The sequence below is a fragment of the Endozoicomonas sp. ALD040 genome (assembly GCF_049275945.1).
Taxonomy (GTDB): Bacteria; Pseudomonadota; Gammaproteobacteria; order Pseudomonadales; family Endozoicomonadaceae; genus Endozoicomonas_A.
This window is the reverse complement of sequence record NZ_CP184829.1, coordinates 6,007,910-6,022,808: the sequence shown is the minus strand read 5'-3', so window position 1 is coordinate 6,022,808 and position 14,899 is coordinate 6,007,910. Positions and strand designations below refer to the sequence as shown.

Sequence of the window (14,899 nt, the reverse complement as noted above, 5' to 3'; positions counted from 1 at the left end):
GCCGTTGCGCCAGGCGTTAGGTGTGCTCATACATCACAGTTAAGAGGCAGAAATAATGATAAGAGAAGTCGAGGACGGTGATATTCAACGGATTGTAGAAATCTATAATCACTATGTAAGGAACACTGCATTTACGTTTGAAGAAGAAGAGGTTTCATTGTCTGATGTTGATTTAAGAGTTAAGAAAATCAAATCAAATGGGTTACCTTGGCTTGTTTTAATAAATGATTCAGATGTGGTCGGTTATGCTTATGCTTCAAAATGGCATGATCGTAGTGCATACCGTTTCTCAGTAGAAGCTACTATTTATCTCGATCCGAACTTTCAAAGTAACGGACTTGGCAGTACATTGTATAAACAGTTATTAAATGAATTACAGAGTAAAAAAATTAAAACAGTTATTGGCTGTATAACATTACCAAATGAAAAAAGTATTGCCTTACATGAAAAGCTAGGAATGAATAAAGTTGCTCATTTTAAGAAAGTTGGTTTTAAGTTCAATCAGTGGCAGGATGTCGGCTATTGGCAAATAATCATGCGCACCTAACAAGTGTGTGGTGTCGGCAGCAAGCTGCCTTGGACGCCGCCTACGGCGGCGCCCCACACGCAGGCGTTATGTGCATAAGTTGCTTGAAATTTAAACAACAGCCCCAATAGATAGTTTTTAAGCATCTTAAGGGCTATTAGTATGTCAAAAATATATAGAAGTGTTAGTCATGTAGATGGCTGGCAAGGTTTACCCCAATATGAGATTAAAGGAAGCGAAATCTTTCGGTCCGTATCGCATGTGGACGGTTGGTTAGGTTTACCTCAATATGAAATTAAGGGTAATGAGATTTTCCGGTCAGTTTCACATGTGGATGGTTGGCTAGGTTTACCTCAATATGAAATTAAAGGGAATGAAATCCATCGGACAGTTTCCCACGAAGACGGCTGGTTAGGACTAGCCCAATACGAAATACGGTCCACATAGCCGCACATAACAAGGGCAGGCAACGGACCTCCGGCAATTGTCACCTTTTGTGCGTACCGCACAAAAGTCGCCAATCGCCTCCGGCCGCTGCTGCCGACGTTATGTGCCAAATCAAGTTAAGTTACTATGAATGGGATCCACTTTCTTAACATAGATCTAGATATCGAATCGTCGATTGATATATCTCCCATGATCGAGGAATGGGGGGAGCGTGTTTGCGTGTTTCGTAATGAAGAGATTGATGGTATTTATTATGGATCCTTTGAAACAGCCTGTAGCGGGATCGATGAGATAATTGCTGAGTATGTTTCTTTAATTGATGGTTTGTCCAAATCATCAAGAGATATCTGGGACAAAGCACTAAGGAGAGATTTTGACTTTGGCTATGAAAGTGGGACTACACCAAATAACTTTCATTCAAGAATAGAGTCAGATGCAATAAAAAAATTGGCTGGGGTCGGCGGTAGTGTTGTTGTTACTATTTATCCAGTACCCGGCACATAACAAGTGCAGGCAACACACCGCCAATTTTGTCTGCCGATGCTGCAGGCGTTAGCCGGCAGCAGTGTGCAAGTTTTTTCTATTTTTTTAGTGGACGAGTCACGAACCAAAATCCATGCTAGCAACCAGCCTGTTCAAATCCAGTTCTGAGTAGTTCTCAGCAGTGCATGTCTTTGGGTTCTGTGTCAGTCGCTATGAAATCTGCGGTGTCTTGTTGGGCATGTCAGCGTGGGTTCACGGTGTTTATGAGTATTTGGTCCGGCGCACTAAACCAGTTAAAAGTTGTATCAGCATTGGCGTTACCTGCAAGTTTTCCAGCGGTAACTTTTATGCTCTTCAATCGGTGCTGCAGGTGCAGGTTTTACTGAAGCTCCTCTGCAATAATCAACATTGTCCCAGGCGGCAGGGCTGCCGGGCTAACAAATACAGGCAAAGGGATGGCTCACTGTGTTCGCCACCCTTGCTGCCAGCGTTAGGTGCCACTAAAAACTACACCGGAGCGTTCGCCGTAATAATGAGTGAGATCTATTTATGATTGGTCAGTGCTTATGCAATGAAGTTAAGTTTAAGTTGTCCTGTGAAACTCCAAACTTCTACCAATGCCACTGTAGTTTATGCCGCAAGGTAACAGGCTCTTCGGCTAATGCAGGGGCTCTCATCAGCAAAGAATATTTTGAATGGGTTCAAGGCCAGAATAATATTTCATCGTTTGTTAAAGACTCAGGCTACCGTGTAGATTTCTGCAAGTCATGTGGAAGCCCAGTTCCAAACCCTTTAAGTAATACTGAGCTTGTATGGGTTCCTGTAGGTCTTCTCGAAGATCCCGATGGTAAAGTGGTAATCCATTTACATACATCTTCTAAAGCAGGCTGGGATGTTTTGCCACAAGGCTCATGCCAACATAAAACCATGCCAAGTTTGCATGAATTACAAAGCAGCTTGTGCAAAAGCACCTAACAAATTGTTGGTGTCGCCGCTGTAGGGGCTGGGACGCCGCTTTGCGGCGCCCCACGGCATGGCGTTAGCCGGCAGCAGTATGAAAGTTTTTTCTATTTTTCCAATAGATGAATCACGAACCAAAATCTACGCCAGCAACCAGTCTGGTCAATTCCAGTTCTGATTAGTTCTCAGTAATGCATGTCTGTAGATTCTGTGTCAGTCGATGAAAAATCTGCGGTGTCTTGTTGGGCATGTCAGCGTGGGTTCACGGTGTTTATGAGTATTTGGTCCGGCGCACTAAACCAGTTAAAAGTTGTATCAGCATTGGCGTTGCCTGCAAGTTTTCCAGCGGTAACTTTTATGCACTTCAATCGGTGCAGCAGTAGGGAAAAATCATGAAAGCCCCCGAAGCCACTGAGCTCAATGGCTATAAGGATATCCACCTATAGAGTAAAATACACATCCATTGTCTTATATAAAAAAGATTTGGATGTCCTGGAAATGAATGCATTTGATTTAATGAATAGGCTATCTGTCATTTATGACGCACGCCAGCAATGGAAAGTAGATCATAAACTTGCCGATATTCTGCCCTTAACCATCTGTGCTGTCATTGCAGGTTGTGAAGGTTGGGAAGAAATTGAAGACTTCGGCAATGAAAGACTGCAATGGTTAAAAAAGTATGGTGAATTTGAATACGGTATTCCTTCACATTATACAATTTCCAGAGTAGTTGCTGCTATTAACCCAAAGCAATTTCAGAAATGCTTTATTGAGTGGATGCAAGCCTGTCACCAGACAACCAATGGTGAGATCATTGCAATTGATGGAAAAACAGCAAGAGGCTCTTACGATAAAGGCAAGGACAAAGGTGCAATTCACATGGTGAGTGCATTTGCGACTGCAAACGAATTGGTTCTTGGCCAAATTAAAATTAATGATAAAAGTAACGAGATTACCGCCATACCTGAATTGCTTGATCTCCTGGAAATCCGTGGCTGCCTCATAACTATAGACGCCATGGGGTGTCAGAGGGACATTGCCAAGAAAATCGTTGATAAAGGCGCTGATTATTTGTTAGCGGTAAAAGGCAACCAGGGCAAGCTTCATGAAGCATTTGAGAAACATTTCTCTGTTGAAAAAGTGAATCAATGGAATGGTGATACTTTCAGAGTCGAAGAAAAAAGCCATGGTAGAATGGAAACACGCCTTCACATAGTAAGTGATACCTTTGATGAGTTCGTTAATTTTTCTTTTGATTGGAAAGGAATGAAAACACTCGGGATTATTTTCTCTGCCAGAATGGAAGATAAAGTGTTCAACGCTGATGATATCAGTGTGCGTTATTATATCTCCTCTGCGGAGTTAACAGCAGAAGAATTCTCACATGCTGCAAGAGAGCATTGGGCGATCGAAAATAAACTCCATTGGAAAATGGATGTTGCAATGCGAGAAGATGATTGTCGAATCAGAAGGGGCAATGCCGCTGAAATGCTCACAGGTTTTCGACATATGGCAGTGAATATGTTGAACAATACCAAAACCTTTAAAGCAGGCTTAAAGCGTAAACAGAAAAAGGCAGCCATGAACACACAATACCTGTCTGAAGTCCTTGCTGGGTGTGGGGTTTCATGATTTTTCCCTAGGTGCAGCAGGTGCAGGCTTTACTTAAGCTCCTCTGCAATAATCAACATTGTCTCAGGCGGCAGGGCTGCCGGGCTAACAAATACAGGCAAAGGGATGGCTCGCTGCGTTCGCCACCCTTGCTGTCAGCGTTAGCAGCAAAGAGTAAAAATCGAGTTCAGAGTAATCTTTTAAGAAAAGTGGAATATTAGTACCATATGGATCAAGTAAAGAATATTGCAGATAAAATATCAGTTGAAACGCCTGACTTTTCAAGTTGCATTGATGTAATAGAGCATGACTTAAAAATCTCTGGCATCGAAACAACAATTAGATTGCACTACTTAAAATTCGATGGAAATAGGCAGCCTATGGTACGGGCTCTAGCCAATACTTTGTATTTATATATCATTGATTATTGTCTTTCTGCAAAAAATAGAGAAGAATCTTTATCAGGACGACAATCAGCCCTTCTAGTGAAAGAAGCCAGAAGTCTGTTCCGTCACCCCGAAATATCAGATGAGTCCCCAGATAAGACAGGGGAGGCGGGAGAAACCCTACTTTATTTTCTAATGGAGGCGGTTTTACAAGCTCCTCAAATAGTTTCAAAAATGGAGTTAAAAACAAACCATAAGGATGAAGTAAAAGGTTCTGACGGCATACATGCGAGATGGAATGACGAGATCGAAATGGTTGATTTTTATTTCGGTGAGTCAAAATTATATAAGGATGTAGCTGGTGCGATGACTTCTGCTCTAAAAAGTGTCAACGACTTTCATGATATAAAAATGTATGAGCACGAATTCAACATGGTCACCAAACATTTTAAATATGCAGATGAAGAGGTTAAGCGTGAAATTTCCCAGCTATTCACTAACGGGAACCCTGGAGAAAACGTTAGAATTAACCACGCATGTTTGATCGGCTATGACTATGATGGCTATGCAGCAGTTGCAACAGAGCCTAGAAATATCATGAAAGATAAGTTTGAAGAATCTTTTAGAGCAGATGGAGAAAGATTAGTAAGACTTCTTCAGAAAAAGATGGATAACTTCAATAAAAAGTATCTTGCTTTTGATATTTTCTTTTTACCTTTTCCATCAGTCGTAGAATTTCGAAATGCTTTCAACGAGGCTCTGGACTAAAAGAAAATGACCAGCATCTCAACTCTAATTGAAAAATTACAGATATCTAGCACTCAAAATCAACTTCCGGGTAAACCGATACATGATGAAATGACTTTGACTAAAGGTGAAATCAATCAGCTAATTGGTCATACTTCTATAATATCATTATCAGAAAAGCCTGAAGACAAAATACTAGCTTATGAAATAATAACTCGGCTTATAGAAATAGATAATGATAAAAACCCAAAGCTAATTAACTCTGCAGAAGTCATAATGTCCAGGTTAGGTAATTTTCCTGGCAGACAGCTTCTCAGAGAACGCCACAGCTCTGTAACTAAAAAAGTTCCAAGTTTCCTAAAACTTGAATGCTTAATGCGAGAAGTTGAAAACTCTATTTTTATAGATGATGAATCAATTCAACTCACAGACTTTCAATACAATTTTTATAACTCTCTCCAAGAAGAAAAAGCTTTAAGTATTTCTGCACCAACATCTGCTGGTAAATCCTTTGTTCTTGGCTTAAATCTTATAAACAGACTGAGAGAGAAGAAAAATCAGTGCATTGTATACATTGTTCCTACAAGGGCTCTAATAACTGAGGTTTCTAACAGAATTAGAGAGTCATTGAGGCAATATAAACTTGATGACATTATTATCAGAACTGCTCCTTTCACTGTATCAGCAGATAAAGCTAAAAATGGAGTTGTATATGTCTTAACTCAAGAGAGATTAATGAACTTTCTCAGCAATACTAGTGAAGAGATGCCAAAAATATCCTCACTCATTGTTGATGAAGCCCATGAGATACAAAAGGGAAAACGAGGCATACTGCTACAAAGCGCAATAGATTTTCTGCTCAAAAAATATCCGAAAACCGAAATATTATTCGCTAGCCCTCTAATAAAAAACCCAGGCTATTTTTTCAATATATTTAACATTACGGACAATGGGAAATTTTTCACTGAAACAATTTCACCAGTTTCTCAAAACGTAATATTAGCATCAGATGTATATCGTAAGCCTAAAGAAATTCGGTTCGAGCTACTTGTTGAATCAGGAAATGTTGATCTTGGAATTAGGGGCGTTGACTTTAAATTCAGAGACAGCAAATCTCTTCAGAAGGCACACTTAGCCAAAGAAATTTCTAATAATCAGGAATCGGTTATAGTCTTTTCAAATGGTCCAGCTGACGCTGAAGCAGTTGCAAAATCAATAAGTTCAACAGCAACTGATTTCGTAGCAAATGAAAACATAAAGCAATTCGTAGACTTTTTAAAGAAAGAAGTTCATCCAGAATATCCACTTATTGAGTGCTTGCAATCCGGCGTAGGATTTCACTATGGAAAAATGCCTTCGATTGTACGTTCAGGGATTGAATCTCTTTTCAAAAACGATGAAATAAAATATATATGTTGCACAAGTACATTACTTCAAGGCGTAAACTTACCAGCCAAACATATTATAATCGAAAACCCTAAATCTGGTGACATACCCATGTCACGTTCTGATTTTCTTAACTTATCTGGACGTGCGGGAAGGTTGTTAAAAGAGTTTCACGGAAATATTTGGTGTATTAGACCTTCAACATGGGAAGATAACTCATATGAAGGAGAGAAGCTTCAGGAGATTTCTTCTGCAATCAGCACTGTCATGACTGATGGAGGGTCTTTAATTCAAGACCTTCTTGATGAAAATTTAGATTCAGGAAAGATTATTGATAAAGCAGAAATGGCATTCAGCAAGCTTTATCAAGATTATCATTATTCTGGTGACCTATCATCTTTTGAGAGCTATAGAACAGATGCTAATTCTGAGAATCTAGATAAGACCATATCCGTCATCTCGGAAATAATTATCGATTTACCCTCTGAAATAATAGAAAAAAACAAGGCCATAAGACCAGATCACCTTCAGCGTGTGTATGAATTCTTAACTAACTGCCATCAATTAGATAGCTATACCCCCTTAAGCCCATACTCTGTAGGTGCCAAGGCAGTCATGGAAAATATTATCGATATTTTCATCGAATGCTTTGAGTGGAAAATTACCACCGGTTTTAAGAATTTAATTAGCTATTTGGCGCACCACTGGATGTGGGGAAAATCACTAGGTGAACTACTAACACAGCGAGTAAATTTTGTAAGGAGAGATGATCCTGGTGCTGATGCATCGACAATAATTAGAAATTATCTAGATGTACTAGATCATGAAATTAGATTTAAATTGGTGAAATATTTTTCTGCATTTAATGACGTATTAAAACATGTACTTTTGGAGAAAACGCTTGTAGAAGATGATTTTGAAATAGAACCTTATCACATATATTTGGAGTTTGGCTCTTGTCGTAAAGAAGCACTAAATATTATGGCACTAGGCCTATCTAGATTTACGGCATTACATCTTGCTAATACCAACACTTTTCCTTCAGAAACTTCTGATATCGATGAGTACTTCAATAAAATAAAAACTATCGAAGTACAAAAGTTGAAGATGCCAAATCTATGTAAACAAGAGCTATTACAAATCCAAGGCAAGAGCCTGCCTCTAGCTGCTGCTAACAAGTAAATCCAGGTGACGCCTGCCCTCTGTGTCAGAATAGATGTCGCCTCTTTTGATTCATGACTCTCAATAACTGAGAGCATTTAGAAAGAGGCTGTTATGGCTCGCTATTCCAAAGAAATGAAAGAGTCCATTATCCAGAAGATGATGCCGCCAAATAATGTTTCCGTGACTCAGCTTAAAAGAGAAACCGGCATTACTGATGCAACCCTGTATACTTGGCGCAAACAGGCAAAAGCGCAAGGTGTACCCGTGCCCGGTGATGGTAAGAATCCTCAGCAGTGGAGTGCTGAAAACAAGTTCGCGGTTCTGATGGAAACCGCCAACATGAACACAACAGAGCTATCCGAATACTGTCGTAAGAAGGGTCTCTACTATGAAGACCTGCAGCAGTGGAAAGCTGATTTTATCGCAGGCAGCACAAAGCCTGCTGAATCCCGTCAGGTACAGGCCGCTGCCAGACGAGATGACAAGAAGCGCATCCAGAAACTGGAAAAAGAACTCAAACGCAAAGACAAAGCACTTGCTGAAACCGCAGCACTGTTGGTTCTAACAAAAAAGGCAAACGCGATCTGGGGGGAGCGCGAGGACGATTGATTCCTCTCCCTGATCGCAAGGAAGCCGTTGCTTTAATCCAGGAAGCTGTTTCACAGGGTGCACGTAAAGTGAAAGCCTGTGCTGCGCTCAACCTGTCGATACGCACGGTTCAGCGCTGGCAAAAAGATGTAGAACAGGTGCGGGAAGATCAGCGTCAATACGCAGACCGGCCAATGCCTGCCAACCAACTAACCAAGAGTGAGCAAAACGAGATTCTGAAAGTCTGTAACAGCGAGCGATTCAAAAGTAAGTCGCCATGCCAGATTGTACCGACACTGGCCGACGAAGGTGTTTATATAGCTTCTGAGTCAAGCTTTTATCGAGTGCTGAAGGCCCATAATCAACAGCATCACCGCGGTCGCAGTCAGAAGCCCGCAAAGCGGAAGCCAACATCGCATCGGGCTACGGCACCGAATCAGCTCTGGTCGTGGGATATAACATTCTTGGGGTCGCCCATCAGGGGTAAATATTATTATCTCTATTTGGTTCTGGACGTCTATAGCCGCATGATTGTGACCTGGGAAGTCCATGAAAGGGAGTCCTCTGATCTGGCTGCTCAGATGATCCGAAAAGCGTTCATGCAGCATAAGATCAGCCTTAAGGAGCAACCGCTGGTCCTGCATTCGGATAATGGCAGTCCGATGAAGGGGGCGACCATGCTAAGTACTCTTCAGCAACTGGGTGTACAGACATCGTTCAGCAGGCCACGCGTGAGTAACGATAACTCATACTCAGAGTCAGGCTTCAGAACCATGAAATATCGTCCCGGGTATCCGAATCACTTCTCCAGTCTGGAGTCAGCCAGAAAGTGGGTGTACGGGTTCGTAAACTGGTACAACATGGAGCATAAGCACAGTGGCATCAAGTTCCAGACCCCCTACGACAGACACACAGGGAAGGCTCAGAAAAAGGTTCTGAATCGTGAAAGAGTTTACCGTAAAGCAAAAGAGCAACACCCTGAGCGATGGGGAAGCCGTGAAACCAGAAACTGGCAATTACCGGTAGAGGTGTGGCTTAACCCTGAGCGATCAGAGAATCAGCAGCATTGTGATTTAGCTGCATAAGTTGAGTCGACATCTACCTTGAAAGTTACCGCCTGCGGCGCACCTGATTTAGGCGTTAGGGGCAACCACACTTCAACATCATTATGATCAATATATTGCAGCTAAATGGATCTTTATCAGCTTTCTGCGATAAAGCATTCAGAACAGATAAAATCTGGTCATCAGAACAACTTCTTGAGATCTACATAAAGTCTAGAGATGATTCTTACCATGCTATTACTACATCAGATTTGGCTAATCCTGAGATTCAAAACTTTGCTATAAAATACCTCCAAAGAAGGCTTGAGTCCCATACAAGGAACGAAAAAGCTCTTTTAATTGGGTCCGCTTTCAGTTTTTGTGGTAATAAAAAAGTAAGTGACATCCGGTATGGTTGGAGGCTAAACACTCCTAACGGCACGCAAAGGATGAAAAAAAGTGAGTTACCTGACATAGAAGATGCATTTACAGTAAATCACGTAAATCAATATATCCCTGCAATGGGGCACTATACCGATATCGTTTCACTTTTAAATGGTATTTCAACAAGCCATATCGAGAAAATATTTTATAAGGCTTGGATTGAACGGTTTTATTCTCAGGAAACGCCAGCATTAATTCCTGAAGTCCATCGATTTTCTCTGGGTAATGAAAGCGCTTACGGAAGAAGTTTTACCTACGATGAACATACACGAAATCCCAAAAAAGGGCGAATGGATTATTTGGTTTATAATGCAAAGCAAGAGATAGTATATTTTATTGAACTTGACGGTCATCAAACTCATAAAACTAAAGAACAACGAAGAATAGACGCAATAAAACGTAACATTGCAGCAGAAGCAGGAATACCAACAATAGTTCTCACATCCCAAATGATTCTTGATGACCTAGAGAACACCCTGAAATCAGTTGAATTTCTATTTTCAGACAAAGCCCCTAACGAATAAGGATAGATTGCGCCCAGCCGCAATCTTATCCTGTTGTTGCACAAGCCCAGGTTGAATTCTGGTAAGAAAGGTCTATTGAAGTTTACTTATCTGGCGGACCTTGAATCAAAACGTTTTTTCTGAACGCTATTTATTCAGGATGAGTGTCTCCAGACCACTGCATTACGGTAGTCTTGGATATGTCGGATCTGTCTGGCTGGGCTTACATTTCCTCCTTGCTTGTGAATGGCGGTTTTTGTTGATGTGGCAATAGCTCAGGTCGGTTTCAGGAAACTGAACGCAATGTGTTTCATAGACTCACCGCAACGCTTGCATGTGAATTTCGGGCGAATCACGGGTTCGAATGCTTTGACCATCACATTTAAAACCAGTTGCACCAGTGATAATTGTTTTTTTGCATTGCTGTGTAAAAATCCGTAATCCCGCGATCGTCGAAGTCGCCTGGGTAATACATGTTTCAGTACTAGCCACAGGAAATCTTCTCCTGGCGGGGTTCGCTTCTCCTTTTTGCCGGTTTCACTGTTGAGGTAAGAAAAGGTCACCTTTCCTCGTTTGCTGGCCAGGATGTTGTTGTCACTGATCACGCCTCGGTACAGATATCGGGATAGATATACAAGTGCTGGTAATCCTTTGCCTACCCGTTTGCAATTGACGACCCACTCTTTGGGCAGCCTTGTTTTCAGGCTCGGAGATAGTAGTCCCTTTTCGACCAGGGCGCGAAGGAGTTTGGCTCGGAAGACCATGGCCAGATTCTTGCCATTGAACAGATAGTTGCCTGTGAGTTTGCACCACTCTTTTCGTCGGGTATTGATGCCGCCACCTGACACGACAAAGTGTATATGGGGATGGTAGTCAAGCCGTCGGCTACGAGTTCGGAATCAATGTCGGCAATGGTCAGGTTCAGGCCTTCGGCCCATGCTGTAAAGTGTCAACAGAATGGTGTAATAGCGCAGTTTCCGTGCAGTATTGAGCAGTCGTTCTACCTCTGCAGGCGTCAAGATAACGGGCAGTCGCTTGACGGTCGGTGGTTTGATAATTTCAACAAAGTCCCAGCGTTTGCCAGAACATGCTTCCAGAAAAACTGTAGGCCATTACGATCGGTTTTGATCTTGCTCCAGGAATGGCTTTCCACCAGGGCGGCAAAATAGGTTTTTAAATCCTCAGGGCTGAGTCTGTCAGGAGAACGATCAAAGAAGGTTGCCAGCCGCCGAATTGGTCTGCTGTATAGATCAATGGTTGATTTTCTTTTGCCCTGAAGCTTCAGGGTGGTGATGTGTTTTTGATACAGTTTGTCAAACCGGATTTGCTCAGGACGTTCCATGTTGTTTCCTTATATAAGCCGTGCCGGAGTGGTACGGATATCAGGAAGTATTGGCAATGTTGGGGTGGCTGGGATGAACGGTATTTTTTTGCCGCGTTAGCGGCTTGGTTCAACAAGTGCTTCCAGTTCGTTCCAGGGCTTCGCCCCTCCACCCGACGCGCCTGTAGGCGCGCGGTTGAAGCAGGCGTTAGCCGGCAGCAATATGAAAGTTTTTTCTATTTTTCCAATAGATGAATCACGAACCAAAATCTACGCCAGCAACCAGTCTGGTCAATTCCAGTTCTGATTAGTTCTCAGTAATGCATGTCTGTAGATTCTGTGTCAGTCGATGAAAAATCTGCGGTGTCTTGTTGGGCATGTCAGCGTGGGTTCACGGTGTTTATGAGTATTTGGTCCGGCGCACTAAACCAGTTAAAAGTTGTATCAGCATTGGCGTTGCCTGCAAGTTTTCCAGCGGTAACTTTTATGCACTTCAATCGGTGCAGCAGGTGCAGGTTTTACTGAAGCTCCTCTGCAATAATCAACATCGTCCCAGGCGGCAGGACTGCCGGGCTAACAAATACAGGCAAAGGGATGGCTCACTGCGTTCGCCACCCTTGCTGCCAGCGTTAGGGCGCTACACCAGCTCAAGAACTAGTAAATACATTAAAACCAGTGTATATCCATCCAGTTAAATAGGAGGGTGTGCATTAGTGGTCGAACGAAGAAACAGAAGCAGTTTAAATGTTTTTGAACGGGCTGGAGCGTTCCTTGATGGAGCATTTTATAGCCTTGCGACCCCTATTGGTGCCTTTATCATGACATTGGGAGGCGCATTCCTTGGCTCTTATGACCACAGTAAGGCATGGGCTGTTGTGGACTCTAGTGCTAGTTTTATAGCGTATCTACTGACGAACCCTTACGCAGCTTTTATCGTTGGTTTTCCTCTAACGGTGTTCGGTGCCAAAGGTGTGTACGATGAAAAGAAACAACTGACCAAAGAAAACGATCAGTTGCGCCAAGAAAATATTAAGGTAAAAGATCTTGAGGCTGAATTGGAAGCCTCTCAAGAGGATGGACAAAGCCTTCGCTCTGATATTTACCGTGTCCATCAAGACCTTGTTGGAACATGGTTAAAAGGTGTGTCTAAACAAATTAACTTGGACTCCTATTCTAGGGTTTCAATTTACTATGAAAACCGAGAAAGCTTTTATCTGTTATCAAGGTATTCAATAAATCCTAAGCTTGCTAAAGTGCATAAACCAAAGTTTGGACTAAACGAGGGTGTTATTAGTCAGGCTTGGCAGCATGGCGAGCACTCTGAAGATAATAGCCCTGAGTTTGCTTCAGACAAAGATGGATACTTTGAGTATATGATGCAAAATTATAGCTATAGCCGTGAAATTCTTGAATCTATTAATATGAAAAGCTGTAGGTATTTTGCAGTGGCTATAACTGAAGCTGGAGATAACATTGGAGTGATACTTTTTGAAAGCGAAAGAAAAGATTCATTTCCTAATGAAGTTAAAATACAAATAAGGGATTATTGCAGTGATTATCAAAGCCATCTTTGTAACTTTGTAAAAGATGGTATTTTGTATGATAAATCAATTGATTCTAACAAAGCACCAGCGACAGTCGATAATGATGCTGATGTATTGAATATGTTGGGAGGCTTAAAGTGACTAGGTTACAGAATATAATTGCTTACTTTTGCACCCAATATCCACATAAAGGTGAGCTATCTAAAGCTAGGCTGACAAAACTAGTTTATTTGGCTGACTGGTTTAGTGCTTTAGCAGATGAAAAACAGTTAACATCAATTAAGTGGCTGTTTAATCACTATGGGCCATATGTTGATGATGTTTTCAATGCAGTAAAAACTGGCGATGGTTTTACAATTGCGCACGAAAAAACCATGTATGGCTCTGATAAGCTTTTGATTGGGTTTGATGGTAATATTGAGCCTGTTGAACTATCTCCTAGAGATAAGCAGATATTAGATGCTGTAATCACTAAAACAAAAACATTATATTTCAATGATTTTACAGACTATGTCTATTCAACTTTCCCTGTCGTATCTAAGGATAGATATTCCTATCTTGATCTCGTAGGTCTAGCTCAAAAATACAAGGTAGAAAGCACCCTAACAAATGGTTCCAGGTGACGCCTACGGCGCACCTGATGCAAGTGTTATGTGCCAAATCAAGTTAAGTTAATATGAATGAGATCCACTTTCTTAACATAGATCTAGATATCGAATCGTCGATTGATATATCTCCCATCATCAAGGAATGGGGAGAGCGTATTTGCGTGTTTCGTAATGAAGAGATTGATGGTATTTACTATGGATCCTTTGAAACAGCCTGTAGCGGGATCGATGAGATAATTGCTGAGTATGTTTCTTTAATTGATGGTTTGTCCAAATCATCAAGAGATATCTGGGACAAAGCACTAAGGAGAGATTTTGACTTTGGCTATGAAAGTGGCCCCACAGCATGGCGTTATACGGCAGAAAAAATCAAAGAGCTATACCACAAGAGAGTTTTTATAGTGAAGTTAGAAAACGTTGTTCCTTGGGGACGTACACTCGAAGAGTATGAATTGATGTTTTCTTTGAGTGATAAGGATAAAAGAAAGAAAATACTTGGCTGTGGGGATGGGCCAGCAAGCTTTAACATGGAAATCAAAAAGCTTGGAGGTAGTGTAGTTTCAGTTGATCCGATATATCAGTTTTCAAAGTCTCAGATAATCACAAGAATCAAAGAAGTTCGTTCCCTTATTATGGAACAAATATATCTAAATAAAAATGAATATGTTTGGAAAAATATCAAATCTCCTGAAATGTTAGAGTCAGTAAGAATGTCAGCAATGAATGCATTCCTTAGTGATTACGATAGTGGTAGACTTGATAGTAGGTATATTTATGCTTCATTGCCAAACTTACCTTTCCAAAACAATGAGTTTGATTTAGCAGTTTGCTCACATTTTCTATTTCTTTACAGTGAACACTTTTCTGAATCGCAGCATATCGAATCAATACTTGAATTAACTAGAATTGCAAGAGAAGTAAGAATTTATCCATTACTAACATTGGATGGTAGAGAATCAAAGCATTTGCCGGTAGTATAGAACATTTAAGAAAAAATGGAATTGAAGCTTCTCTCAAAGAAGTCAGCTATGAGTTTCAAAAGGGAGCAACTCAGATGCTAATCGTGAGAAGCCGTATAACAAAGCCCTAGAGTACGTTCCTCCCTAAAGGGCTCCACCCGATGCTGCCTTCGGCGCGC

General features: G+C 41.4%; 12 protein-coding genes and 1 pseudogene. 11 read left to right on the top strand and 2 right to left on the bottom strand.

The genetic code is table 11. The features are described 5' to 3' along the window. Positions 1-55 precede the first annotated feature (55 nt). The 8 genes from ACOJUN_RS21880 to ACOJUN_RS21845 all read left to right on the top strand — a co-directional run bounded on the left by ACOJUN_RS21880 (position 56) and on the right by ACOJUN_RS21845 (position 10,309). Positions 56-547 carry a GNAT family N-acetyltransferase gene (locus ACOJUN_RS21880; protein ID WP_422133976.1) on the top strand — a complete coding sequence of 164 codons (492 nt, stop codon included), beginning with the start codon at positions 56-58 and terminating at the stop codon, positions 545-547. Positions 548-1,162: 615 nt separating this feature from the next. After that, positions 1,163-1,477 carry a hypothetical protein gene (locus tag ACOJUN_RS21875; RefSeq protein ID WP_422133975.1) on the top strand — a complete coding sequence of 105 codons (315 nt, stop codon included), beginning with the start codon at positions 1,163-1,165 and terminating at the stop codon, positions 1,475-1,477. A gap of 528 nt (positions 1,478-2,005) precedes the next feature. Then, positions 2,006-2,431 (top strand): GFA family protein, encoded by a 426-nt coding sequence (locus ACOJUN_RS21870; protein ID WP_422133974.1) that lies wholly within the window; start codon positions 2,006-2,008, stop codon positions 2,429-2,431. A 483-nt stretch (positions 2,432-2,914) separates the two neighbouring features. Then, positions 2,915-4,048, top strand: a complete 1,134-nt coding sequence (locus tag ACOJUN_RS21865) for an ISAs1 family transposase (RefSeq protein ID WP_422133973.1) — start codon at positions 2,915-2,917, stop codon at positions 4,046-4,048. 206 nt (positions 4,049-4,254) lie between these two features. Next, the gene (locus ACOJUN_RS21860; protein WP_422133972.1) at positions 4,255-5,181 is read left to right on the top strand and encodes a HamA C-terminal domain-containing protein; all 927 of its coding nucleotides are present in this window, start codon (positions 4,255-4,257) and stop codon (positions 5,179-5,181) included. 6 nt (positions 5,182-5,187) lie between these two features. After that, the gene (locus tag ACOJUN_RS21855) at positions 5,188-7,728 is read left to right on the top strand and encodes a DEAD/DEAH box helicase (protein ID WP_422133971.1); all 2,541 of its coding nucleotides are present in this window, start codon (positions 5,188-5,190) and stop codon (positions 7,726-7,728) included. Between the two features lie 93 nt (positions 7,729-7,821). Further along, positions 7,822-9,383 (top strand): IS3 family transposase gene (locus ACOJUN_RS21850; protein ID WP_422133970.1). Its coding sequence is split into 2 segments (ribosomal slippage): positions 7,822-8,284 and positions 8,284-9,383, totalling 1,563 coding nucleotides; the frame shifts between segments, so codons are not numbered across the junction. 83 nt (positions 9,384-9,466) lie between these two features. Further along, positions 9,467-10,309 (top strand): DUF2726 domain-containing protein, encoded by an 843-nt coding sequence (locus ACOJUN_RS21845; RefSeq protein ID WP_422133969.1) that lies wholly within the window; start codon positions 9,467-9,469, stop codon positions 10,307-10,309. 254 nt (positions 10,310-10,563) lie between these two features. Here ACOJUN_RS21845 and ACOJUN_RS21840 read toward each other — a convergent pair. Beyond that, positions 10,564-11,181 (bottom strand): annotated as a pseudogene (locus ACOJUN_RS21840) (IS91 family transposase); the annotation flags it as partial. 122 nt (positions 11,182-11,303) lie between these two features. Further along, on the bottom strand, positions 11,304-11,630 hold the full coding sequence (locus ACOJUN_RS21835) for a site-specific integrase (protein ID WP_422133968.1): 327 nt from the start codon (positions 11,628-11,630) through the stop codon (positions 11,304-11,306). Between the two features lie 692 nt (positions 11,631-12,322). Between ACOJUN_RS21835 and ACOJUN_RS21830 the strand changes: the two genes are divergently transcribed. The 3 genes from ACOJUN_RS21830 (at position 12,323) to ACOJUN_RS21820 (ending at position 14,741) form a co-directional block, all read left to right on the top strand. After that, complete coding sequence (locus ACOJUN_RS21830) at positions 12,323-13,294, top strand: hypothetical protein (RefSeq protein ID WP_422133967.1); 972 nt, start codon at positions 12,323-12,325, stop codon at positions 13,292-13,294. Next, the gene (locus tag ACOJUN_RS21825; protein WP_422133966.1) at positions 13,291-13,776 is read left to right on the top strand and encodes a Panacea domain-containing protein; all 486 of its coding nucleotides are present in this window, start codon (positions 13,291-13,293) and stop codon (positions 13,774-13,776) included. The genes ACOJUN_RS21830 and ACOJUN_RS21825 overlap by 4 nt, the downstream gene beginning before the upstream one ends. A gap of 146 nt (positions 13,777-13,922) precedes the next feature. Continuing rightward, on the top strand, positions 13,923-14,741 hold the full coding sequence (locus ACOJUN_RS21820; RefSeq protein WP_422133965.1) for a class I SAM-dependent methyltransferase: 819 nt from the start codon (positions 13,923-13,925) through the stop codon (positions 14,739-14,741). Positions 14,742-14,899 lie beyond the last annotated feature (158 nt).

Excerpts from the sequence above, each read along its gene's own strand:
- ACOJUN_RS21880 (WP_422133976.1), top strand. The coding sequence starts at position 56 with ATGATAAGAGAAGTCGAGGACGGTGATATTCAACGGATTGTAGAAATC.
- ACOJUN_RS21875 (WP_422133975.1), top strand. The coding sequence starts at position 1,163 with ATGATCGAGGAATGGGGGGAGCGTGTTTGCGTGTTTCGTAATGAAGAG.
- ACOJUN_RS21870 (WP_422133974.1), top strand. The coding sequence starts at position 2,006 with ATGATTGGTCAGTGCTTATGCAATGAAGTTAAGTTTAAGTTGTCCTGT.
- ACOJUN_RS21865 (WP_422133973.1), top strand. The coding sequence starts at position 2,915 with ATGAATGCATTTGATTTAATGAATAGGCTATCTGTCATTTATGACGCA.
- ACOJUN_RS21860 (WP_422133972.1), top strand. The coding sequence starts at position 4,255 with ATGGATCAAGTAAAGAATATTGCAGATAAAATATCAGTTGAAACGCCT.
- ACOJUN_RS21855 (WP_422133971.1), top strand. The coding sequence starts at position 5,188 with ATGACCAGCATCTCAACTCTAATTGAAAAATTACAGATATCTAGCACT.
- ACOJUN_RS21845 (WP_422133969.1), top strand. The coding sequence starts at position 9,467 with ATGATCAATATATTGCAGCTAAATGGATCTTTATCAGCTTTCTGCGAT.
- ACOJUN_RS21835 (WP_422133968.1), bottom strand. The coding sequence starts at position 11,630 with ATGGAACGTCCTGAGCAAATCCGGTTTGACAAACTGTATCAAAAACAC.